Origin of the sequence: Ghiorsea bivora, assembly GCF_000744415.1 — a bacterium.
Lineage (GTDB): Bacteria > Pseudomonadota > Zetaproteobacteria > Mariprofundales > Mariprofundaceae > Ghiorsea > Ghiorsea bivora.
In genome coordinates, this window is sequence record NZ_JQLW01000007.1 from 230,849 (window position 1) to 253,269 (window position 22,421).

Genomic DNA, 22,421 nt, shown 5'->3' on the forward strand with positions numbered 1-22,421 from the left:
ATCATATATTAAAATAATCGGATAACTGCGTTAAAACATCCGCATCTACCCTACAAATAATTCTCTTGCCATCGCGTTGCATATCAACCAACCCCGCCTCATTCAATGCCTTCATATGATGCGACAGTGTGGATGGTGCAACATCTACCAATGCTGCCAAATCACCAATGCAACGTTGCACATCACAATTGGCGCCTGGTAAGCAGCATTGGGTTAGTTCCATGAATATTTTTAAACGCACAGGCGTAGACAGTGCTTTAAACTTCACCGCCATAACATCAATATCTAAACTAGAACAATTCGACATATATCGAAACGTAGTGCAGAATTGCGGCAAGTCAACACATCATGTATATCGAATTCCTTTAATTTTAGCTGATAATATGCATGATTAGGCTAACTTAGCATGATAGGAGTGCACCTGACCCATGAAAAATTTGGCAAAAAAACGTGTTTCTCATCGCAGAGTTTCCTTGTTTGCCTTTGTTTTCTATGCCCTTACATTGCTTGCCGCTTCCCCTGCTTTGGCTTATACCAATATCAACGATATACGCATGTGGACAGCTCCTGATCATACCCGCCTAGTATTTGACCTATCAAGAAGCACAAAATATGAAATTTTTCGCCTGCACAACCCTGAACGCATTGTCATCGATATCGCAAATTCTAAAATGCAGGCAAAACCTTCATCTTTAGCCTTGCCTGACCCTGTTTTATTATCCATTCGACATGGCAAACAAAAGAATGGTGTTACCCGTATTGTTTTAGATGTTAAAAAAGGAGTGTCACCCCGCTCATTTTTACTCAAAAAATCTTCCAAGAAATCTCATCGCCTTGTTGTCGACTTAATCCCCAAGCAAAAGAAAGTCATAAAAACAAAGGACATTAGCAACAAAGGTAAACATCGTGATATTATCATAGCTGTAGATGCAGGTCACGGCGGTGAAGACCCTGGCGCAACAGGAAAAAACAAACTCAAAGAAAAAACCGTAACACTTGCTGTTGCCAAACAACTTGCCCGACTTATCAATGCACGCCCAGGAATGAAAGCCGTGCTGATACGCAGTGGTGATTATTATGTCTCTTTAAAAAACCGCGTACGAAAAGTTCGTGCTATCAATGCAGATATGATGATTAGTATTCATGCCGATGCAATCAAAACACGTAGCGTGAAAGGTGCAAGTGTTTATACGCTTTCAGAAAGTGGCGCAACACCTGATAGGGTTGCAGCAGCCCTTGCTGCTAAAGAAAATGCTGTGGATGAAATTGGCGGCGCTCGCCCTGAACAAGAAGTCACTGACCCGCTGGTGCGTGGTATTTTGGGTGATATGGCAAAACGTGATGGTTTAGATAGCTCAGAAATGTTGGCTAACCTGATGATTAAAAAATTAACAGGCACCTTTCCTATCAAGTATAACCACCCAAAACATGCACGTTTTGCGGTGTTAACCACATTAGAAATACCATGTATTTTGGTAGAAATGGATTATATTTCTAACCCCAAACGAGAAAAGTTACTTAAATCAAAATCACACCAGAAAAAATTAGCTCAAGCTATGTATAAAGCAAGTATAGACTTTTTCACGCGTATGGGGCGCTTATCGCCACAAAATGCAACTGCACATATACATACCGTTCACCAAGGTGAAAGCCTATGGAGCATTGCCAAGCAATATGGTGTTAGTGTTTCTAGCTTAAAAAAATTAAACCAGTTTAAACATTCCACATTAAAAGTTGGGCAGCGTATTCGTCTTCCCCAATCATAGGATTTTATGTACCGTCGTTTATTACAATTCTTAGTTCCATACAAAGGCAAACTTATCGTTGCCATTATCTGCATGATTATTCTTGCCGCTTGCACAGCTGCACTAGCATGGGCATTTAAACCCATGCTTGATGAAGTATTATCAGGTAAAAATATGACCTATATTTATCTCATGCCCATAGGTATTATTATATTATACCTTATCAAAGGCATTGCGTTTTATGGTCAAGCAACGCTAATGGGCTATATTGGTCAACGTATCATTTATGATATACGAAACATGATTTACAGCAAACTTACAGGGCAATCATTAAGCTTTTTTACCCACCGTAAAACAGGCGAACTGCTCGGGCGCATCACTTACGATATTACCTTATTACAAGGCGCTGTAAGCACCACGGTGACTTCACTCATGCGTGATGTCATGTCGATTGTTTTCTTACTCGCAGTGATTTTCAACTCAGATTGGTTGTTGGCACTACTTTCACTCATTGTGTTTCCTATCATGGTTTATCCTATTGTTCATTTTGGACAAAAAATGCGTAAAGCCAGTTATGATGGTCAAGTATCTATGGGAAAAATGTCTAGCCTGATTGAAGAAACCGTGGGTGGTATTCGTGTGGTCAAAGCCTTTTGTATGGAGGAATATGAACGAAACCGATTCAAAGCCATCACCAAAGACTTTATGACCCACCAAATCAAAGCCCTTAAAATACAAGCATTATCCTTCCCAATCATGGAGTTTGTTGCAGGTTTGGGCATTGCAGGCATTCTTTTGTATGGCGGTATTCGTGTTGCAGAAGGTGAAGCCACTGCAGGTGGTTTGATGTCTTTTATTGTCTCTTTACTGCTCCTTTATGACCCCGTACGCCGTTTATCTCGTGCAAATAACGAGGTACAACAAGGTTTATCAGCTGCTGAGCGTATCTTTGAAATCTTAGATTCACCCGTTGATGTACAAGACCCCAAAGAACCACAACCCATCCAACCTTTTTCAAACAATATTACATTTAACGATGTATGTTTGACCTACCCCAACGCCTCCAAACCTGTGTTGCAAAATATCAACTTAAACATCCAAACAGGCGAAGTGGTCGCCCTTGTTGGACGCAGTGGTGCGGGTAAAACAACACTCGCCAATATGTTGCTGCGGTTTATGGATCCAAGCTCTGGCAGCATATGCCTTGATGGGCATGATATCAGAAGCTTTAAACAAACTGACTTACGTTCACAAATGTCCTTGGTCACCCAAGAAATCGTACTTTTTAACGATTCTGTTTTGCATAATATTGCTTATGGTCATGAAAACATAGACCGCGAAAAAGTCATAGCGATTGCCAAAATAGCCAATGCCCATGAGTTTATTGAAAAATTAGAAAATGGTTACGATACCTTGGTTGGTGAGCGTGGTGTGATTCTCTCGGGTGGGCAAAGACAACGTTTAAGCCTTGCTCGTGCCTTGTTGAAAAATGCGCCCATTTTGGTCTTGGACGAAGCCACAAGCAGCTTGGATACCGAGTCTGAACGTTTGGTACAACAAGCCATTGATAAACTCATGCAAGACCGCACGGTGTTGGTGATTGCCCATCGTTTATCCACCATTCGTAATGCGGATAAAATTGTAGTCTTGGACGCTGGGAAAATTGTACAAGTTGGGTCACATGATACCTTGATTGAACAAGGTGGTATCTATGCTGAATTGTACCAACTTCAATTTGGCGACGACTAAACATGCGCCTTAAAGACAAGCTGATTGTTTGGTCTGTCACAGCTGTTATTCGTTTTTTGCGTGCCTCTGTTCGCTGGACATATATAGGTTCTGCTATTCGCCCTGAAAACACACCCTGCATTATCAGCTCATGGCATGCTCGCCTTTTGCTCACACCCCTACTCCTTGGCAAGTGGCAAGGACCTTTGATTATTTCCGACCATAGAGATGGTGAGCTTATCGCTGCTGTTTTCGACAATTTCGGTCTTGAAGCATCCCGTGGTTCATCCAGCACTGGTGGTGCAAAAGCTTTGCTTAAAGTCATTCGCATGGCAAAAGAAGGTTATTCACCCGGTATCACCCCAGATGGACCAAGAGGCCCTGCGCAAGTGGTCAAAGATGGTGTTGCCCAAATTGCCATCAAATCAGGCTTACCCATTGTACCCGTCTGTTATGCCACCAACCGTTATTGGCGTTTATCTTCATGGGATAAGTTTTATGTACCCAAACCTTTTAGCAAAGGCATTGTGGTGGTTGGTGAAGCATTATACCCCAACAGTGATGAATCAGCCCAAGCATTTACCGTGCGCATTCAGCAAGCGATGGATAAAACGCAAGAAGAAGCTGATACATATTTTAGTTAATGCACAAACTGAATATCTAAAGTCCGCATATAGGTATGCAAACCTGCATCTTGCACAGGAAACACATAAGCATCGGTATCTGATTCATTGTGATGCGAATGCCACCAGCCTGGAGGCGTTACAAAGACTGTATTCTTTTCCCACATCGCTTTGACGGGATTGATAATATGACCATCAGCATCTACTTTTTTACCAATCAAAGTATAGGTATTTTCGCCCGCTGATACTGCCAAATCCAAAGCAACGGATTGATGACGGTGAGGTTTTTGCATCTGTTGTTTAGGCAAAAGGTTAAACAATGTCCACATTGTATGGGTTACTGTTTTTGACTTCGCAGAAGCATGGTTACCCAAAATAATACCTACACGGTTTCGATTTTCAGTCATTGCAACTTCACGAATGCGTTCCACTTCATCCAGCATATATTTTTTGCTGTAAAAAGCAGGTTTAAACATCGCTTTATTCGGCACCACACCCATATGTTCAAGCAATGGTCCATCATGCGTCCAGTACAACGCACTATCTTCATGGGCATGGTGAGTCACACCTTTGTTACACGGCAAGGTAAACGAGTCCCCTTCTTTCCACTGAATCGTACCTGTTTCTGTTTCTGTATAACCTGAACCACGCATCACAAAAAATATTTCAGATGTCGCTTCAACATGTGTGTGAATATTTTCACCCGGATTGATGCGAATGTAATTGGCAAGCAAGTTCGGAGAGGTTGCCAAATATGGTGTTTCCAACTCTTTGGATAAATCCAAGGCAATCACACGTGTTTCCCCATGCTTATGCAACGATGCAGGAAAGGGTTGAATCGGCACTTCATTTAAATCAGGGGTAGCAGCCGAGGAATATTCCCAACTTACAACTTCCTGCGCCCATGTTTCATTCATACTTTGCCTCGCTTATCTATCAATTCGAGGCGCATACTCATGATTTAGTTGGCTAAGGCAATTCAGTTTTTCTTATTCTTTTCGTCCAAAAAGCTTATCCAAGTCATACAGCGACAAACCAACATAGGTGGGGCGACCATGGTTACATTGTGCGATATTGGGTGTCTGTTCCATTTCCCGCAATAAGTTCACCTGCTCTTCATGTCTAAGGGTGTGCCCTGCTTTAATCGAACCTTTGCAAGCGCGATTACCCAACCAACGCTCTAATATGCGCCCTAGCCCTGTTTTATCACCTTCAGCTTCTATGCCTAAGAGCATACATGATTCAATCAGCTCTGCCACAAGCTCTGCTGGTGATTCTTGGCTTAACATCGCAGGCACACTTTGAATCCAAACACTTTGCTCATCCTTTACCTTTAAAGATACAGCAAAAGGCTGCAATGCATCAGGATTATCCAACACCCATGCCATGCTTTCACTACCCAAATCTAAAGCTTCGGGTGTAAGCAGCATTTGTGCGGCAACCTTGCCACCAGATAGCTGGCTTTTAAGCTTTTCAAACGTCATACGTTCATGTGCTGCATGTTGATCCACTAAAATAATACCATCAGCCGTTTGCGACAAAACATAACATTGATGAATTTGTGCCAAAGGTTGCCCCAAATCCAATGCTTCTTCCGCAGCATATTGCGAATCTCCCACTTGTTGCAAAGGTGAAGGCGTTGAAAACAAAAGCCTTTGCACATCCTCAGGCACAATATTTGAAGGTCTTGGGCGGTAGTTTGCAGAAGATTCCGAAACAAACCGTGGCATACTGCTATGCGCAACTGGCTGTGTCTGGCGATATGAAGATTGCATGGCATCCAAAGCCTTGCCTGTGGTCGTAGAAGCCACCGTTTGCCCCATGCGTTCAATACCAGTGCGAACACAGCCCACAATGGCTGCAAACACAGCTTGTGGCGATTTAAAGCGCACTTCCCGCTTGGCAGGGTGCACATTCACATCCACAGCCGCTGGGTCTATCTCTAAGCGAATCACAGCCACGGGATAACGGTCGTGAAACATCACATCACGGTAGCCTGCCCTTAAAGCTGCAATGAGTTGTTTATCCCGAATCACCCGCCCGTTCACCAAAAATAACATCCGTGTACTGTCTCTATGGTGAAAAGTCGGCAAACCCAAATAGCCCGTCACCTTCATACCTTCATGTTCCAAACTTTGCGCTAAAAAGTTGTCAGCAAAATCATTGGGCATGATGGCAAGCACTCTTGCTTCTTCACTTTGCACCATAAAATCAAAACGTTTGCGTCCATCAAGCTGCAAAGACATGGCAACATTGGGGTGTGCCAATGCTAAACCTTTAAAAACTTCGACAATGGCTGCCTCTTCAGTTTTGTCGGTGCGCATAAATTGCAAACGTGCAGGTGTGTTTAAAAACAAGTCCAGAATCTCAATTTTGGTGCCTTTGCGTTTGGCTGCAGGGCGCGTTTGTGTGTTCAAACCACCATCCACGCGCACCTCTATAGCTTCGGAGTCACCTTTTACCGCTGTTGTCATGCGAAAACGTGATACCGAAGCAATCGAAGGCAAGGCTTCGCCCCTAAAACCGTGCGAAGCAATGCGATGTAAGTCTTCTGATGATTCAATTTTACTGGTCGCATGGCGCTGTAAAGCAAGCTCTGCATCTGCAGGTGACATACCCATGCCATCATCTTCAACTTCAATGCGCTTTTTCCCTGCTTGTTCAATACGCACCGAGATACGTTTAGCGCCAGCATCCACGCTGTTTTCCATCAACTCCTTCACTGCTGAGGCAGGGCGCTCTACCACCTCACCTGCGGCGATTTGGTTGGCGACTTGCGGTGGTAAAATATGAATAAAAGACTGGCTCATGCAACAACCCTAGCCAACTCTTTGCTTTAATCCAAAAATAACTTAAACTTGTTCTTGTTGCGTGAAATTGGAGGCTGCCATGAGTGAAGAAAACAAAGCATATGATATGAATACTATCGTTAAAGATAAAAGTATTTGGATACGTCTATTATACATGCTTCTATTTGCCTTCTTATACTCTGCTGCTGAGTTTGTAATTCTTGCAGTGGTTGTGTACCAGTTTTTACATGTACTGCTTACTGGCGGCGATAAAGATGAAAGGGTAAAAAACCTAGGTTCACAACTTTCTGTCTATGTTTATCAAATTTTACAATTCCAAACCTTCAACACAGAAGATAAACCTTTCCCAATGGCAGACTGGCCAGCAGCTAAAAAACTAAGCCCAGAAGAAGACAAATCCAAAACTGCGCCACGCAAACGTACAACCACAAGAAAAACACCTGCAAAAAAAGCAGCTGCTAAAAAAACAACCAGCAAACGTACAACAACAAAAGATGAAACTAAAACCAATGAAACAACGGTTGATGAAAGCACACAAACCGAAGATAAACCAACATCAACATAATAAAATTGTTTTCTAAACCTTTATCGGTTGAACATTTACCTTTTAACACACAGCAGAGAGCTCAAACGCAAAACCAATACAGGTGTTTTGGTGCAACAAACCTTAGCAACACAATGTTCGATATTTGAGTGGCAACGTAAACAGCCCAACCCTACACTTATGCAACACATACAAAATGAATCGGTTGCCTTGCTTTACCCGCATGACCATAGTGTTAGACTAGATAAACAACAGGTTCTCAAGTTTGACAGCTATATTCTGATTGATGCGACATGGCAAGAAGCACAAAAAATGTATAACCATAGCCCTTATTTGCATGATTTATCTAAGGTGGTACTTAAACCTGACGTAGCTTCAATATATACACTAAGACGCAATCAAAAAACATCTGGTTTATGTACTTCAGAATGTGTTTCAGCTTTATTAAACCTATATGGTCAAACAACGCAAGCCAACATACTTGATAATAAATTAACAAGTCATATCAAAAGTTTACGTTAATCAGCTACAAACAAGCCCTGCTTAAAAAATCCATACGGTCCACACCAAAAAACATCTTCGGGCGTGGTGTGTCGTGCAAAATAAAGGTTGGCACACCAAAAGCACCTGCTTTTAGGGCTTGTTGCGTTGTTGCATCCAGTTCCTGCTTGGCTTGGTCGTGTGGCGTATGCCGCCAAGCTTGAGGCAGTTTCTTTTGTACAAAAATATCATCCAACCAATGTTCAGTACGCATATCCACATCACCCGACCACACGGCTTCAAATACAGCTTTACAAAATTCAACCCTTTCATCCCCTGCCAATGCCCAAGCAATATACATGGCTGGTCGACTATCAAATGTGCTTGGGCGAATCATTTTAAAGGGAACATTTAAATATTCAGCCCAGCGTTTTAAATCACGTAAAGAATACAAAGCTTTATTTTTAATGTTCGCAGGCGGTGTATTACCTGAAAGTTTGATAAGTTTAGGTAGGTTAACAGGTATCCAATTAACCTGCACATCATGTTCAGTCACAAACTTATCCATTTTCATCACTGCCAAATAAGTATACGGACTGATAAAATCAAAATAAAAATCAACTTGTTTCATTGGTCTAGCTTACAGGGTATGTATAAAAGTACCACTCACTTTTAGCTGCAAACAAGCAGCACCATGTGGTTAAACCTATACAGTGTTAAATCAAGCTTATACCTTGCCCGCGATAATCAAGTAAGGTATATAAATATATGTAGGCGCAAAATGAAAGTGTCCGCTTTTAGCAAAATAGAAATGTCCCCTTTAGTGTTTGGTTTAGGGGTTTTAAATGAAAGCGGAAATACTACATATGAGCAAGCAAGAACAATCACGATCCGAGGTTATACGCCTATATATTGAAGGTCATATTAAACAGAATACAGCGGCAAAACGTATGGATGTTAGCACACGTCAAGTTCGCCGGATAGCCAAGAAATATCGCCAGCACGGTGCTAAATCATTGATTCATGGCAATCGAGGTAATGTAGTGGTCCAGTAAAAGTATAGACATCGAAAAGGGTTATGCTGCTTGTGACAGCATTTGCTGAACACTTTCATATTCGTTCGGACTAAGATAGCCTAAATATGAATGTGCTCTGCAACTGTTGTAGAACATTTCGATATAATCAACGATGTCCTTTCTTGCTTCATCTGGCGTTTGGTAATCTGCATAATAAACCTGCTCAGATTTCAGGCTACGGTAAAAGCGTTCCATAACCGCATTATCCCAACAATTACCTTTACGGCTCATGCTACAAATAATGTCATGTTGTTTGAGTAAGGATTGGAAATCATCACTGCAATACTGGCTGCCACGGTCAGAATGATGGATAAGCCCCTTGTCAGGTTTTCTTCGCCAAACAGCCATCAGCAAGGCATCCATCACCAGTTGGCGTGTCATGGATGTGTCCATGCTCCAGCCTACAATTCGGCGTGAATACAAATCCATCACCGTTGCCAAATAAAGCCAGCCTGTTGCAGTCCAAATATATGTAATATCAGAAACCCAGTAGCGGTTGGGTTGACTGACATCAAACTTCCTATCTAACAGGTTCTCGGCTACGGGCATGTTATGTTTGCTATCAGTCGTATTCACAAAGCGCTTTTTAGTGCGTACACGCAATTGGCTAAACGCATCAAGATTCTTGCTCTACAACGCCCACAATCAATGCCTTGTTTGCGTAGTTCCGTTGCCATTCGCCGTGTGCCAAAACTCTGGCGCATTTTTACATGAATGGCTTGAACGATGGGAATCAGAGTTTCATTCTCACGCTTGCGTAAAGAATATGGGCGCTTGCACCATGCATAATATGCACTGACTGACAGCTTCAATACTTTGCATATCAGAACAATTGGCCATGCCTTCTTATACCATTCAACAAAGCGGTACTTCACTTCATTTCCTTGGCAAAGAAGGCCGTGGCTTTTTTTAGGATGTCACGCTCCATGCGTAAACGTTTATTCTCAGCTTTCAAGCGTGCAAGTTCCGCGTGTTCGGGTGTCATATGACCTTTACTTGGAAAAGCATGTTCCCCGTTCTTTTCGCGTTCAATCTTCCAGCGACTCAGCATGTTGTAGTTAATACCAAGATTGCGGGAGGCTTCGGCTATCGAATAACCTTGCTCAAGTATTAAATCAACTGCTTCTCGCTTAAATTCCTGCGTATATGTGGTTCGTTTCCTCTGACTCATGGGTAATCTCCTAAGCTTGGATTATTACCCTTTTCTAATCCTACACAATCACTGAACCACTATAGTAAGGTTAGCAACCGTAAGATATGGGATGAGATAAAGCTTCGTTCCTTGGCGTTAGTTCGAAGTCATTATCATGATTTTGGACCAACATTCGCAGCGGAGAAGCTGTTAGAAAAACACGAGATTAACGTATCTTCAGAAACCTTACGCCAATGTATGATTAGCGATGGCATTTGAAAACCCAAGAATAAGAAAGTGCAGCGTAATCACCCCACACGCGAGCGTCGCCCACGTATGGGAGAATTGATTCAGATTGATGGAACACCTCATGACTGGTTTGAAGGTAAAGCAGCCAAGTGCACATTGATGGTATTCATTGATGATGCGACCAGCAAACTTCTTGATTTGCAGTTCTACCCAACCGAAGGAACGCAAGCCTATATGGAGGGGCTAAGACGCAATATGAAAGCCTACGGTCGCCCAGCAGCACTTTATTCGGATAGACATAGCTCATTAACCGTCAACACGGTTGATGCTCAATCAGGGGAACAACTCACACAATTTGGTAGAGCCTTGAAAACATTGGATATTGAACATATCAAAGCCAATTCACCACAAGCCAAGGGGCGTGTTGAACGTGCCAACTTAACCTTGCAAGATAGGCTGCTCAAAGAGATGCGTTTGGAAGGTATTTCCAGCATTGAAGAAGCCAACGCCTTTTTGGCAACATACATGAAAAAACATAATCAAAAGTTCGCTGTATTACCTGCCTCCAAAGAGGATGCCAATCGCCCTGTGTTGCATAGCGAGGAGGAGTTGAATTTAATCTTTTCCAAGCATCATAAACGCAAGCTATCCAAGAACTTAACCCTGCAATACAACAACATCATTTACCAAGTAAACATCAAAGGCATTGGCTATGCCATGCGCGGGTCAATGATCACCATTTGCGAAGCATTTGATGGCTCGATAACACTATTGTACAAGGGAAAGGCTTTACAATACATCACATTCAAACGGGGTGATAAAATACCTGAACCAGTCAGTGAGAAGTCCATCAACCAAACTGTCAATCAAGCGATTATAAAGCAAACTAAAAGAGTGAACTACAAACCAAAACCCGACCATCCGTGGCGAAAATCAATAACTCAAAACCAGACAATTCTATCTGGGGCAAAAGCGGACATTTCTACTTTGCGTTGACAGGTATATAAATATAAGTCGTTCAGCTAAATCTGTTCCCTAGTTTTGTGAAATGTAATTTCAGGGTGCTGCTCTTCAGTGTAGCTAAGTTTCCAAGCAGATGGTGCAAGATACGTTAAGAAACCATCCCCATCTTCTGCAAGATTGGCATCAAAAATCTTTTTAAAGGCTGCAAGTTTCTTTTCATCTTCACAAGTCACCCAACGCGCCACCTGAAAGTCAGTACCCACATAGTCTGCATCCACTTTGTATTCCGATTTCAAACGTTCGACGGTCACTTCAAACTGCAACACACCCACAGCACCCAGAATATAATCGCCACCCAAAAAGGTGCGGAATACTTGCACTGCACCTTCTTCTGATAACTGAATCAAACCTTTGTGCAATTGTTTACGTTTTAAAGGATCATTCAAGCGAATACGTCTAAACATTTCAGGGGCAAAGTTGGGCACACCTGTAAATTTAAGAGGCTCTTTGGTGGTAAACGTATCACCAATACGAATCGTGCCATGGTTGTGAATACCAATAATATCGCCAGCATAAGCTTCTTCGACATGCGCTCTATCTTGCGCCATAAAAATAGTGGCATTAGGCACTTTGATGTCTTTACCCAAGCGATGATGGCGCACAGTCATACCCTTGGTAAACTTACCTGAGCACATGCGGAAAAATGCAATTCTATCCCTGTGTTGTGGGTCCATATTGGCTTGAATTTTAAAACAAAATGCCGAAAAATCTTTTTCTGTGGGTTCAACCACACGTTCAACCGCCTCACGCCCTGCTGGGTGCGGGGCAAACTCAACAAAAGCATTCAATAACTCACGCACCCCAAAATTATTAATCGCAGAGCCAAAAAATACAGGTGTTTGTGAACCTTTAAGAAACTCTTCCAAATCAAATGGGTTGGCAGCACCCTCCAATAATTCAATTTCTTCACGCAGTTCATCCGCTTGGCTACCCAAAAGTTCATCCAATTTGGGGTCATCCAAACTATCAATAGCAATGGAATCAGCAATATCATCCGAACCTGCGACAAACAGGTGCAACTGTTTTTTGTATAGATTGTACACACCTTTAAAAGCTTTACCCATGCCAATCGGCCAAGACAGTGGCGCACATTCAATTTGCAGCTTTTCTTCAATATCTGCCAACAAATCCAATGGCTCCAGCCCTTCCCTATCCAGCTTATTGATGAACGTAATAATAGGCGTATTGCGCATACGACAGACTTCCATCAATTTAAGTGTTTGCCCTTCCACACCTTTACCCGAATCAATCACCATCATGGCAGAATCCACCGCAGTAAGTACGCGATAGGTATCTTCAGAAAAATCTTGGTGACCCGGTGTATCAAGCAGATTGATTTCGTATTCAGAGCCATCCACAGCATAGTTAAACTTCATTACCGATGAAGCCACAGAAATACCACGGTCTTGCTCAATTTTCATCCAGTCCGATGTCGCATGTCGGTCTGTTTTACGCGACTTCACAGCACCCGCCATTTGAATTGCGCCCCCAAAGAGCAACAACTTCTCAGTTAACGTGGTTTTACCCGCATCAGGATGGGAAATAATGCCAAATGTACGGCGTTTTTCGATTTCTTCTTCAAACATGGTGACCCCAAAAATAATTAAGGGCAAAGTATAACAACAAATCTATTTTGAGCAGTGAATTATTTAAACCTTGGGCATCATCTGAAAAACTTACAAACAAACCTACGATGTGCGTTTCATCCTTTTGAATAAAATCACACCCCGTTGCTGCACCATCCATAACAACCAAAGACCAATAACAACAAACAAAGCCAATACCAACCACAGTGACCACCAAGGAAGCAAACCCAGCTCAGTTTTTCTAAACACTATCATTTCAGTTTGGTTAATCGCCCACATCACAAGGCTGGCAAACAAAAAGACAGCCCCTTGTTTGCTTCGTTTCGCCCTTAAACTAATCGGAACAGCATAACAAAAAAGCACCAATACCGACAATGCCAATACCCAACGAAAATGCCAGTTTGCGATATGTGCAGGGGTGACATTATCCAAACTTAGCGCATGAAATAACGAAAAAGCATCCATATAACCCGGTGGTTTATTGGGACCTAGCTCTAAGTAGCGTTTGCTTTCCGTTAAAGGTACAACAATATCATAATTTGAAAACTTCACCGACCGCAGCTGATCTTTTTCCCCAATCAACTGGCTACCAGAAAACAACGAAACCACTAAACCTGTATCAACCCTTGATAACACAGCCTTTTCTGAAAAATATGTCACCACTTCACCTGTTTTACTGCGTGAATCTGTCAACATAAAATGTGCATAAGAACCATCACTGTTTTTACCATCAAAATAAAAGACCATATCATCAATATCATTAATAAAACGTTGTGGTTCAAAGGATGGTGCAGCATTCAGAGCATTCAGTTTGGCTGAAATATTATGCGAAAACACTTTACCCATAGGCACCAATTGTAAAGTGAGTAAAAACATGACAAAGGTGAGCAATACCCCTGCCCAAAATACGGGTGCTAAAATATTCAGAATAGACTGACCACCAGCATACATGACATCCAATTCACTGCTGCCTTGTAAGTCTAAAACCAGCTTGATTAAGGCAAAAAAGAAAGCAATGGGTATGGTCATCACCATATCCATCGGCATCATCGATACAAAGAGCGAAAGTGTGAGCTGCATGGGTGCTTCATGCTCTACGAGTATGGGCAACCAAATGGAGACTTTACGAATTAAGAAAATGGCATTGATTAACACAAATATGACAACAAATGGCATAGCCCACAAACGCAAAATATAAAGGTTGAGCGTGGAAAACATTAAGTTTCCCCGCCCAAGTTGTATACAGTTAGACTTTTTTCCATCGTGTGCCTTCTGCACTATCTTCTAATACAATGCCTTGCGCCAATAACTCAGCACGAATGGCATCTGCTTTGGCATAATCTTTGGCTTTTTTGGCTTCATCACGCGCCAAAACCAAAGCTTCGATATTTGCTGTATCCGCATCAACACCTTGAAACCACACATCAGGTTCATGGTTAAGAATATTCAACATTTGACTCATCGCCACAAAAGATGCGGCAAGTGTATCATCATATTGTTTGTTCAAGGTGCGGCATGTATCAAATAATATTGCCACTGCTTCTGCCGTATTAAAATCATCATTCATAGCATCAACAAAAGCTTGTGGCAATTCACCAGCTTGTACACTTTCAAACTTACGTTTGCTTTCATAAAGCCTATCCAAACCTGCTTTAGCAACATCCAAAGCTGCATCTGAATAATCCAGCGGTGAGCGATAATGCGTGCTTAAAATAAACATGCGTAATACTTCTGGGTTGTATTGCTCTAAAACTTCAGCAATGGTAAAAAAGTTGCCCAAAGATTTGGACATTTTCTCTGCATTGATATTCACAAAACCATTATGCAACCAGTATTGGGCAAAGTCACCACCATTGGCAGCCCGAGCTTGCGCAATCTCATTTTCATGGTGTGGAAATTTTAAATCCATACCACCACCATGAATATCAAAAGTGGTTCCAAGATGTTTGCAGCTCATCGCTGAACATTCAATATGCCAACCAGGGCGACCTTTGCCCCATGGTGAATCCCAAGAAGGTTCATTCGCTTTGGCTTGTTTCCACAATACAAAATCAAGCGGATCGCGTTTATGATGGTCTACTTCCACCCTGCTTCCTGATTCCAAATCATCAATATTTTTACCCGACAACTGACCATATTCTGCAAACTGGCGTACGGCATAAAGCACATCGCCCGAATCAGCCACATAAGCAAAACCTTTTTCAATCAAGCTCTCAATCATGGCTATCATTTCAGGCATATGTGTGGTTGCTCTAGGCTCCAATGTAGGGCGCAAACAACCCAAAGCATCCATATCCCGATGAAATGCATCAATCATGGACCCAGTAAGTTCATTAATATCCATGTTTGCCAGTTGCGCACGTTGGATAATTTTATCATCCACATCGGTAAAATTGCGCACATAACTCACCGTATAACCTGATGTTTGCAACCAACGGTAAATGGTATCAAATACCACCATCACCCGCGCATGACCGACATGGCATTGGTCATAAACGGTTACACCACAAACATACATGCCCACTTTACCAGTCTCTAAAGGCTGAAAAGTCTCTTTTTGGCGCGAAAGTGAATTATAGACTTGCAATGCTGACATTAAATTAACCCTAAAACCTGCTTCAAACGTGTTTGCACGCCTGATTCACCCAAAAACACCACCACTTTACTCATTTCAGGGCCATGTGCTTGTCCTGTAAGCGCGATACGCAAAGGCATAAATAAAGCCTTGCCTTTGGCTCCCGTGGCTTCTTTAAGCGCTGTTGTCCATGTTTTCCAATCCGTACAATCGCCCGCTTGGCTTGTGCTTAAAGCTGCTTCAAAGAAAGCTGTACCTGAAGCTTTAAGAACAGCCAAATCCTTCTCATCAAAGGATGTATTAACATCTAACAAACGTTTAAATTGCAAAACATCTTCGATGCGATTGAGATTGCCTGCCATCATTTCAGTCAATACCAATGCTTGCTGTTCATCCAAATCAATGCCGTTGTTTGCCAGTGTTTGTTGTAACATCGGCGCTAATTCGGCAATGGGTTTTGCATGTAATATCTTGGTATGCCAACGCCACATTTCATCATTGGACCAACGCACGGATGAAGTCGATAAATGTTCAATATCCGTGTATTGCATCAAAGCATCAAGTGATAACGCATCATCGGGAATATTTGGGTGCCCTAAACGAATCATGGCTTGCTGCAAAGCTTCAGGGAACAAACCTGCAGCCCTTAAATCAGCCACACTATGGCTTCCCGTACGCTTGGATAGTTTTGCACCATCTTCACCCAATAACAAACCATGATGCAGGCATACAGGCGCAGTATATCCCAAAGATTCCAACATCCATACTTGGTAAGCAGAGTTGGTTAAATGGTCATCACCACGCAACACATGGCTGATACCATCCACTGCATCATCAATGGCATTGGGCAATAAAAAAGTAAATGTGCCGTCTGAACGCACCACCACAGGGTCATCCAAATCTTTGCGTAAAAACACCACATTATCACGCAACAAATCAGGCACAGTCACTTCACCACTATCCGCATGAACTGCCAAACGCCATGTATGGGTTTCACCTGCATCCAATTTGGCTTGTCTTTCTTCGGCTGTCAAAGCTCGACAACGACCATTGTAGCGCGGTGGCAAACCACGCGACGTGGAAAGTTTCCTATCCAAATTCAATTGACTTTCTGAACAAAAACAAGGGTATGCATGATTCTCTGCTGCCAACTTGTCCAATGCTTCTTGGTGTTGTTCAGCATGTTTGGATTGAAACAAAGGTTCATCATCCCATTGCAAACCCAACCACAACATATCTTCTTTAAGTGCATCAATGTATTGCTGCTCAGAGCGACTTTGGTCGGTATCTTCAAAACGCAGTAAAAATTTACCGCCCATTTTCTTGGCAAACATCCAGTTCAGCATGGCTGTACGCACATTACCAAGATGCATCAAACCTGTGGGTGATGGGGCAAACCGTGTCACTACTTTACTCATGATTATTCCTCTTTCTCAGCCTGTGGTGCTGCATCCACTTTTTCATCAGCCTTAGGCATAATTAACATATACTCATCGGGATAAACATAACCCAATTCCCGACGAATAACCTCTTCTAAGGTTTTAGGGTCTTCGCGCAAACGAATAATTTCTTCTTTTAAACGCGCCTCTTCTGCACGCAAACGTTTAATCTCTTGCTGTAAGGTTTGCTGCTGTTCACGCTCATGCTGAAACACAAAGTACCCATGGTCTGAGAATATTAAATCCCAAATCATGAGTACTATAATGATCAGCCCAAAGGCATACAAAAACCAAGTGGAAAGCCACTTTAAGTTATACTTTTTCAGATGTTACGCTCGTAAAAATGTAGACAAACCAGCATATTTTGCGCGGCTTCCCAACTCTTCTTCAATGCGTAAAAGCTGATTGTATTTTGCCATACGATCAGAGCGAGATGCAGAACCTGTTTTAATTTGTCCACAAGATAATGCCACTGCCAAATCCGCAATAGTTGTATCTTCTGTTTCACCCGAACGATGTGACATCATTGAGCGATAACCCGCATCATGTGCCATGCTCACTGCAGCAATGGTTTCTGTCAGCGTACCGATTTGGTTCACTTTCACCAACAATGCATTGGCAATACCTTTATCAATACCTTCTTTCAAAATTTCAGGATTGGTCACAAACAAATCATCACCAACCAATTGCACCTTATTGGCAAGACGGTCTGTCAAAATTTTCCAACCGTCCCAATCATTTTCATCCAAACCATCTTCAACAGATACAATTGGGTATTGGTCACAAAGCTTCTCAATAAAGTCTACCATACCTTCAGAGTCTAGCTTACGTCCGCCTTCACCATCTAAGACATACATACCATCTTTATAAAACTCTGATGCAGCCATATCTGTACAAAGTACGATGTCTGAACCTGCTTTTAAGCCAACTTTTTCAATGGCTTCCAAGATAACTGTGATGCCTTCTTCATTGGAACCAAGATTGGGTGCAAAACCACCTTCATCACCCACTGCAGTGATATGACCACCTTTTTGTAATACTGATTTCAACGCATGAAATACTTCAGTACCCATGTCCATCGCTTCACTAAAACTAGAAGCACCTGCTGGGGCAATCATATACTCTTGAAAATCAATGCTGTTATCAGCATGAGAGCCGCCGTTAATCACATTCATACACGGTACGGGCATCAATACTGCATCTTCACCACCAATATGTTGAAACAATGATACATTGTCTTCAGCTGCTTGCGCCTTGGCAACTGCCATAGATACGCCCAAAATGGCGTTGGCACCCAAACGTCCTTTATTGGCTGTGCCATCAAGTTCAATCAATACATGGTCCAAACCACGTTGGTCTGCTGCATCCAAATCAATCACTGATTTTGCAATCTCACCGTTCACATGTGCTACGGCTTTACGTACACCTTTACCACCCAAACGTTTGTCGCCATCACGCATCTCTACAGCTTCACGTTGTCCTGTTGATGCACCACTCGGCACTGCCGCACGACCAAACGCACCTGAATCCAATCTCACATCAACTTCTACTGTTGGATTACCACGCGAATCAAAAATTTCACGGCCATGTACACTTACTATCTTACTCACTTCTTACTCCTAATCAGCCCCATTGCTGATACTTTTCTATATTTTCCCTACAAACTTTCTTTTACAACTTCGTCCAAACGTTTCAAAGTTGTTAACAAACCTTCCAATTCAGCCAAAGGTACAGAATTGGGACCATCCGACTTCGCATTGTCTGGGTCAGGGTGAACTTCCATAAATACGGCAGCCACACCAATACTAACTGCAGCCCGTGACAAACCTGGGACATATTCCCGATTGCCACCCGTTGCACCACCTAAACCACCTGGTTGTTGCACCGAATGCGTTGCATCAAAAACTACTGGCGCACCAGTTTGTCCCATTACCATCAAGGAACGAAAGTCAGAAACCAAGTTATTGTAGCCAAAACTTGTGCCCCTGTCACATAACATGATATCTGCATTACCCGTAGACTTGGCTTTTTCCAATACATGCGGCATGTCCCATGGTGCTAAAAACTGACCTTTTTTTACATTCACAGGTTTGCCAGCTTTGGCTACAGCTGTGATGAAATCCGTTTGTCGACACAAAAAAGCAGGGGTTTGCAAAATATCCGCAACTTTTGCCACAGGCTCAGCTTGTTCAGGTGTATGCACATCGGTAATGATGGGTACACCCACCTCATCTTTAACTCGCTGTAAAATACGTAACCCTTCTTCTAAACCAGGTCCACGAAAACCATCCACACTGGTTCGATTGGCTTTATCAAAGCTGGATTTAAACACCAAAGACACACCAACCCGTTGACATATATCACGGATTTGCGTTGCCACTTCAATGCTAAATTCTTCACCTTCAATCACACAAGGCCCTGCAAACAATACAAATGGCAAATCATTGCCAATGTTAAAGTCTGCAATTTGAATATGGTGTTGTTTCATGATGCGGATGCCTGTTTTTTGGCTGCATCCACAAAACCTGAAAACAAGGGGTGCGGCGCATAAGGTCGCGACTTAAATTCAGGGTGAAATTGGCTGGCAACAAACCACGGGTGATTTTTAATCTCAACCATTTCTACCAATGAATCATCTGGCAATGTCCCAGAAACCACCAAACCTGCTTTTTCCAATTGTTCACGATACGTATTGTTAAACTCATACCTATGCCTATGGCGCTCGCGAATTTCCGATTGCCCATAAGCTAGTGCTGCGGTCGTACCTTCAATCACCTTACATGGGTAACCACCCAAACGCATGGTACCACCCATATCTGAGCTTTCATCACGGGTGATTTTTTCACCGTTTTCTTCCCACTCTGTCATCAAAGCAATCACAGGATGTTCTGTATTGGCATCAAATTCACTGCTGTTGGCACCTGTAAGACCTGCAACATTACGCGCAAATTCCACCACTGCCATTTGCATGCCCAAACAAATACCCAAGAAAGGTTTATTGTTTTCTCGTGCGTATTGAATGGCAAGGATTTTACCCAAAGTACCTCTGTCACCAAAACCACCCGGCACCAAAATACCATCCACATCAGCCAAAGCTGACATATCACCATCTTCCAAAGACTCAGAATTCACATATTCAATCAATACACGCACATCATGCGCCATACCACCATGAATCAAAGACTCATTGATGGATTTATATGCATCTGCAAGTTTGACATATTTACCCACAATCGCCACGCGAACCATACGCTGTGGTGTGCGGATTTTTTGGCATACATCCATCCACACACTTAAATCGGGTTTTTTGTTTTCCATGTTAAACTGATTCAACAAAACTGTGCCTAACCCGCCATCACGTAAAACCAAAGGCACTGCATAAATGGTATCCACATCGGGCAAGCCAATCACCGCATCTTTTGCCACATTACAAAACAGGGCAATTTTATCGCGTTCGCCATTAGGAATATCCTGCTCACTACGACACAATAATGCATCAGGTTGAATACCAATCTCACGCAACTTTTGCACAGAATGTTGGGTTGGTTTGGTTTTAAGCTCGCCTGAAGCTGCAATATACGGCAACAATGTCAGGTGAATAAAAGCGGTGTTTTCACGCCCCAACTCAAACCGAAGCTGACGAATCGCTTCCAAGAAAGGCAAGGATTCAATATCCCCCACCGTGCCACCGATTTCAACCAGTGCAATATCCACATTATCTGCACGCAAAGAAAGAATGCCTGCTTTAATTTCATCGGTAATATGGGGAATCACTTGCACCGTTGCGCCCAAATAATCACCGCGACGTTCTTTACGAATCACAGATTCATAAACACGACCTGTAGTGAGGTTGGAGCGCTTGGTCATATCGGCATGGGTAAAACGTTCGTAATATCCCAAATCAAGGTCAGTTTCTGCCCCATCATCGGTTACAAACACTTCGCCATGTTGGTATGGACTCATCGTGCCTGGATCCACATTGATATACGGATCTAGCTTTTGCATGGTGACCGATAAGCCCCGTGCTTCAAATAATGCTGCAAGACTAGCTGCTGCAATCCCTTTTCCCAAAGAAGATACAACGCCGCCAGTTACAAAAATAAAACGTGTTTGTTGGTTTGATTGATTCATGTCGGGAGCGAAAACTAACAGAAGCCCTACCCGCTTTCCAGCACTGAAATATTTAAGCCTAACCACACCCTTTTTGAACCCATACATCCATCTATTAAATAGTGAATCTTTAGCATAAAAATAAATGCTTGACGCACCACATCGCGGCGATAAAGTTCGCCTCGTTCAACGCGGGTATAGCTCATTTGGTAGAGCGCGACCTTGCCAAGGTCGAGGTGACCGGTTCGAGCCCGGTTACCCGCTCCAATTTGTTTTGAACATTGTAAAAAGGAGTTTGATTGTCTTCGGGCTCAAGCTCCTTTTTTTGTTTGTATAATGCTTTGTAATTCTACCAGGTTGCAAAGTTTGTTTGGCAGGGTGGCTCAGTGGTACGGCGGGGGATTGCAAATCCCTTATTCGCGAGTTCGATTCTCGCCCCTGCCTCCAATTTCAACACTGGCTTAGGCTAAATGTTGATCGTGCATGCCGGGATGGCGGAACTGGTAGACGCAGGGGACTTAAAATCCCCCGGTGGCAACACTGTGCCGGTTCGACTCCGGCTCTCGGTACCACAGATTGTGGTCCAGCAGGACTTTAAAGCTTGTCAGCCCTTGGGTTGGCAAGCTTTTTTTGTTTTTAATCGTCGCATGTAATCACATAAATTAGCATAAAGGACCAACAAATTGTTGGTACTTTTGTTGGTACTTTTCTTCAGTTAACTTCACTGCGAAAAAAATACCAACAAATGAGGAGCGTTTATGAAGTTAAATGATGCGAAAGTTAAGTCCGCCAAACTACCACAAGGGAAGAAACAACTAAAATTGAGCGATGGTGGTGGATTACACCTCTATATCAATGACACTGGTAAATATGGGCGGTTAAGTTATAGGTATGCAGACAAACAGAAAACCTTAGCACTTGGTGTATACCCTTCTGTAGGACTCAAAGGTGCACGCACAAAAACCGGGTTAGCTAAAAATTTTTGGAACAAGGCATAGACCCTATATAACACTACAGGTTGTGCCCCCGCAGGACTTTAAAAGCTTGTCAGCCCTTGGGTCTAGCCGTTCACTAAAGGTGTTGATGTTTTGCGATAGACCTATATTTTATTCAATAAAATCAACTGCTTAAAAGGAAAGCCACCCAACAAAATATTTTGTTGGGTGGCTTTTTAGTGTAACATATTGAAAACATTAGATATAGTGACTTATATTAACTTGGTTTCAACACCTTTAGTTACCGCCTTGCCCTTGGGTTCGTAAGCTTTTTTTACATATTCTTCCTATTAAAATAAGAGCGCC

The 22,421-nt window shown here is 42.6% G+C and carries 19 protein-coding genes, 3 tRNA genes and 2 pseudogenes; 11 read left to right on the plus strand and 13 right to left on the minus strand.

Annotation, left to right across the window (positions count from 1 at the left end):
- Position 1: 1 nt before the first annotated feature.
- A complete protein-coding gene (locus tag DM09_RS05595) occupies positions 2 to 307 on the minus strand; it encodes an ArsR/SmtB family transcription factor (RefSeq protein ID WP_038248359.1) in 306 nt (101 codons plus the stop codon).
- 121 nt (positions 308 to 428) lie between these two features.
- Between DM09_RS05595 and DM09_RS05600 the strand changes: the two genes are divergently transcribed.
- Genes DM09_RS05600 through DM09_RS05610 form a run of 3 tightly spaced genes read left to right on the plus strand, consistent with a single transcriptional unit; the run spans position 429 to position 4,117 of the window.
- Complete coding sequence (locus DM09_RS05600; RefSeq protein WP_081881107.1) at positions 429 to 1,766, plus strand: N-acetylmuramoyl-L-alanine amidase; 1,338 nt, start codon at positions 429 to 431, stop codon at positions 1,764 to 1,766.
- Between the two features lie 6 nt (positions 1,767 to 1,772).
- Positions 1,773 to 3,494 carry a lipid A export permease/ATP-binding protein MsbA gene (msbA, locus tag DM09_RS05605; RefSeq protein ID WP_038248361.1) on the plus strand — a complete coding sequence of 574 codons (1,722 nt, stop codon included), beginning with the start codon at positions 1,773 to 1,775 and terminating at the stop codon, positions 3,492 to 3,494.
- A gap of 2 nt (positions 3,495 to 3,496) precedes the next feature.
- On the plus strand, positions 3,497 to 4,117 hold the full coding sequence (locus tag DM09_RS05610) for a lysophospholipid acyltransferase family protein (RefSeq protein WP_038248363.1): 621 nt from the start codon (positions 3,497 to 3,499) through the stop codon (positions 4,115 to 4,117).
- On the opposite strand, the gene DM09_RS05615 is transcribed toward DM09_RS05610, so the two are convergent.
- Together DM09_RS05615 and mutL are read right to left on the minus strand one after the other, a co-directional pair.
- The gene (locus tag DM09_RS05615) at positions 4,114 to 5,013 is read right to left on the minus strand and encodes a cupin domain-containing protein (RefSeq protein WP_038248365.1); all 900 of its coding nucleotides are present in this window, start codon (positions 5,011 to 5,013) and stop codon (positions 4,114 to 4,116) included. The genes DM09_RS05610 and DM09_RS05615 overlap by 4 nt on opposite strands.
- A 72-nt stretch (positions 5,014 to 5,085) precedes the next feature.
- Complete coding sequence (gene mutL, locus DM09_RS05620; RefSeq protein ID WP_038248366.1) at positions 5,086 to 6,906, minus strand: DNA mismatch repair endonuclease MutL; 1,821 nt, start codon at positions 6,904 to 6,906, stop codon at positions 5,086 to 5,088.
- A gap of 79 nt (positions 6,907 to 6,985) precedes the next feature.
- On the opposite strand from mutL, the gene DM09_RS11360 reads away from it, so the two are divergent.
- Positions 6,986 to 7,471 (plus strand): DUF4389 domain-containing protein, encoded by a 486-nt coding sequence (locus DM09_RS11360; protein ID WP_081881108.1) that lies wholly within the window; start codon positions 6,986 to 6,988, stop codon positions 7,469 to 7,471.
- Between the two features lie 27 nt (positions 7,472 to 7,498).
- Positions 7,499 to 7,972, plus strand: a complete 474-nt coding sequence (locus DM09_RS05630; RefSeq protein ID WP_038248368.1) for a DTW domain-containing protein — start codon at positions 7,499 to 7,501, stop codon at positions 7,970 to 7,972.
- A gap of 4 nt (positions 7,973 to 7,976) precedes the next feature.
- Here the strand turns inward: DM09_RS05630 and DM09_RS05635 are convergent, their stop codons facing one another.
- Positions 7,977 to 8,561 (minus strand): 2-hydroxychromene-2-carboxylate isomerase, encoded by a 585-nt coding sequence (locus DM09_RS05635; protein WP_038248370.1) that lies wholly within the window; start codon positions 8,559 to 8,561, stop codon positions 7,977 to 7,979.
- Between the two features lie 235 nt (positions 8,562 to 8,796).
- Between DM09_RS05635 and DM09_RS05640 the strand changes: the two genes are divergently transcribed.
- Positions 8,797 to 8,985, plus strand: coding sequence for a helix-turn-helix domain-containing protein (locus DM09_RS05640; RefSeq protein WP_232507766.1), 189 nt, complete (start codon positions 8,797 to 8,799; stop codon positions 8,983 to 8,985).
- Positions 8,986 to 9,006: 21 nt separating this feature from the next.
- On the opposite strand, the pseudogene DM09_RS05645 reads toward DM09_RS05640, so the two are convergent.
- Positions 9,007 to 10,177, minus strand: a pseudogene (locus tag DM09_RS05645) (IS3 family transposase).
- Between the two features lie 255 nt (positions 10,178 to 10,432).
- Here DM09_RS05645 and DM09_RS05655 point away from each other — a divergent pair.
- Positions 10,433 to 11,383, plus strand: a pseudogene (locus DM09_RS05655) (ISNCY family transposase); the annotation flags it as partial.
- A gap of 26 nt (positions 11,384 to 11,409) precedes the next feature.
- Here the strand turns inward: DM09_RS05655 and DM09_RS05660 are convergent.
- The 8 genes from DM09_RS05660 to DM09_RS05695 form a co-directional block, all read right to left on the minus strand.
- On the minus strand, positions 11,410 to 12,996 hold the full coding sequence (locus DM09_RS05660) for a peptide chain release factor 3 (RefSeq protein ID WP_038248379.1): 1,587 nt from the start codon (positions 12,994 to 12,996) through the stop codon (positions 11,410 to 11,412).
- A gap of 102 nt (positions 12,997 to 13,098) precedes the next feature.
- On the minus strand, positions 13,099 to 14,214 hold the full coding sequence (locus tag DM09_RS05665) for an LptF/LptG family permease (RefSeq protein ID WP_038248383.1): 1,116 nt from the start codon (positions 14,212 to 14,214) through the stop codon (positions 13,099 to 13,101).
- A 28-nt stretch (positions 14,215 to 14,242) separates the two neighbouring features.
- On the minus strand, positions 14,243 to 15,592 hold the full coding sequence (gene cysS / locus DM09_RS05670) for a cysteine--tRNA ligase (RefSeq protein WP_038248385.1): 1,350 nt from the start codon (positions 15,590 to 15,592) through the stop codon (positions 14,243 to 14,245).
- Positions 15,592 to 16,989, minus strand: coding sequence for a glutamate--tRNA ligase (gene gltX, locus DM09_RS05675; RefSeq protein ID WP_038248386.1), 1,398 nt, complete (start codon positions 16,987 to 16,989; stop codon positions 15,592 to 15,594). Before gltX ends, cysS begins: the two co-directional genes overlap by 1 nt.
- Before the next feature lie 2 nt (positions 16,990 to 16,991).
- Entirely contained in the window at positions 16,992 to 17,264 is a 273-nt protein-coding gene (locus DM09_RS05680) for an FtsB family cell division protein (RefSeq protein WP_051938204.1), read from the minus strand.
- Positions 17,265 to 17,339: 75 nt separating this feature from the next.
- Entirely contained in the window at positions 17,340 to 18,620 is a 1,281-nt protein-coding gene (eno, locus tag DM09_RS05685) for a phosphopyruvate hydratase (protein ID WP_038248388.1), read from the minus strand.
- 47 nt (positions 18,621 to 18,667) lie between these two features.
- Positions 18,668 to 19,483: a 3-deoxy-8-phosphooctulonate synthase gene (gene kdsA / locus DM09_RS05690; RefSeq protein WP_396230703.1), complete on the minus strand. Its 816-nt coding sequence runs from the start codon at positions 19,481 to 19,483 to the stop codon at positions 18,668 to 18,670.
- Positions 19,484 to 19,494: 11 nt separating this feature from the next.
- The gene (locus tag DM09_RS05695; RefSeq protein ID WP_038248390.1) at positions 19,495 to 21,141 is read right to left on the minus strand and encodes a CTP synthase; all 1,647 of its coding nucleotides are present in this window, start codon (positions 21,139 to 21,141) and stop codon (positions 19,495 to 19,497) included.
- Positions 21,142 to 21,311: 170 nt separating this feature from the next.
- Here DM09_RS05695 and DM09_RS05700 point away from each other — a divergent pair.
- From DM09_RS05700 to DM09_RS05715, 4 genes are all read left to right on the plus strand, one after another.
- Positions 21,312 to 21,387 (plus strand) — tRNA-Gly (locus tag DM09_RS05700).
- Between the two features lie 105 nt (positions 21,388 to 21,492).
- Positions 21,493 to 21,567: transfer RNA gene (locus DM09_RS05705), tRNA-Cys, on the plus strand.
- A 38-nt stretch (positions 21,568 to 21,605) separates the two neighbouring features.
- Positions 21,606 to 21,692, plus strand: a tRNA-Leu gene (locus DM09_RS05710).
- 186 nt (positions 21,693 to 21,878) lie between these two features.
- Positions 21,879 to 22,118 carry an Arm DNA-binding domain-containing protein gene (locus DM09_RS05715; RefSeq protein WP_051938206.1) on the plus strand — a complete coding sequence of 80 codons (240 nt, stop codon included), beginning with the start codon at positions 21,879 to 21,881 and terminating at the stop codon, positions 22,116 to 22,118.
- Positions 22,119 to 22,421 lie beyond the last annotated feature (303 nt).

Coding starts and splice junctions, on each gene's coding strand:
- DM09_RS05595 (WP_038248359.1), bottom strand. CDS start 307: ATGTCGAATTGTTCTAGTTTAGATATTGATGTTATGGCGGTGAAGTTT.
- DM09_RS05600 (WP_081881107.1), top strand. CDS start 429: ATGAAAAATTTGGCAAAAAAACGTGTTTCTCATCGCAGAGTTTCCTTG.
- msbA (WP_038248361.1), top strand. CDS start 1,773: ATGTACCGTCGTTTATTACAATTCTTAGTTCCATACAAAGGCAAACTT.
- DM09_RS05610 (WP_038248363.1), top strand. CDS start 3,497: ATGCGCCTTAAAGACAAGCTGATTGTTTGGTCTGTCACAGCTGTTATT.
- DM09_RS05615 (WP_038248365.1), bottom strand. CDS start 5,013: ATGAATGAAACATGGGCGCAGGAAGTTGTAAGTTGGGAATATTCCTCG.
- mutL (WP_038248366.1), bottom strand. CDS start 6,906: ATGAGCCAGTCTTTTATTCATATTTTACCACCGCAAGTCGCCAACCAA.
- DM09_RS11360 (WP_081881108.1), top strand. CDS start 6,986: ATGAGTGAAGAAAACAAAGCATATGATATGAATACTATCGTTAAAGAT.
- DM09_RS05635 (WP_038248370.1), bottom strand. CDS start 8,561: ATGAAACAAGTTGATTTTTATTTTGATTTTATCAGTCCGTATACTTAT.
- DM09_RS05640 (WP_232507766.1), top strand. CDS start 8,797: ATGAGCAAGCAAGAACAATCACGATCCGAGGTTATACGCCTATATATT.
- DM09_RS05660 (WP_038248379.1), bottom strand. CDS start 12,996: ATGTTTGAAGAAGAAATCGAAAAACGCCGTACATTTGGCATTATTTCC.
- DM09_RS05665 (WP_038248383.1), bottom strand. CDS start 14,214: ATGTTTTCCACGCTCAACCTTTATATTTTGCGTTTGTGGGCTATGCCA.
- cysS (WP_038248385.1), bottom strand. CDS start 15,592: ATGTCAGCATTGCAAGTCTATAATTCACTTTCGCGCCAAAAAGAGACT.
- gltX (WP_038248386.1), bottom strand. CDS start 16,989: ATGAGTAAAGTAGTGACACGGTTTGCCCCATCACCCACAGGTTTGATG.
- DM09_RS05680 (WP_051938204.1), bottom strand. CDS start 17,264: ATGATTTGGGATTTAATATTCTCAGACCATGGGTACTTTGTGTTTCAG.
- DM09_RS05695 (WP_038248390.1), bottom strand. CDS start 21,141: ATGAATCAATCAAACCAACAAACACGTTTTATTTTTGTAACTGGCGGC.
- DM09_RS05715 (WP_051938206.1), top strand. CDS start 21,879: ATGAAGTTAAATGATGCGAAAGTTAAGTCCGCCAAACTACCACAAGGG.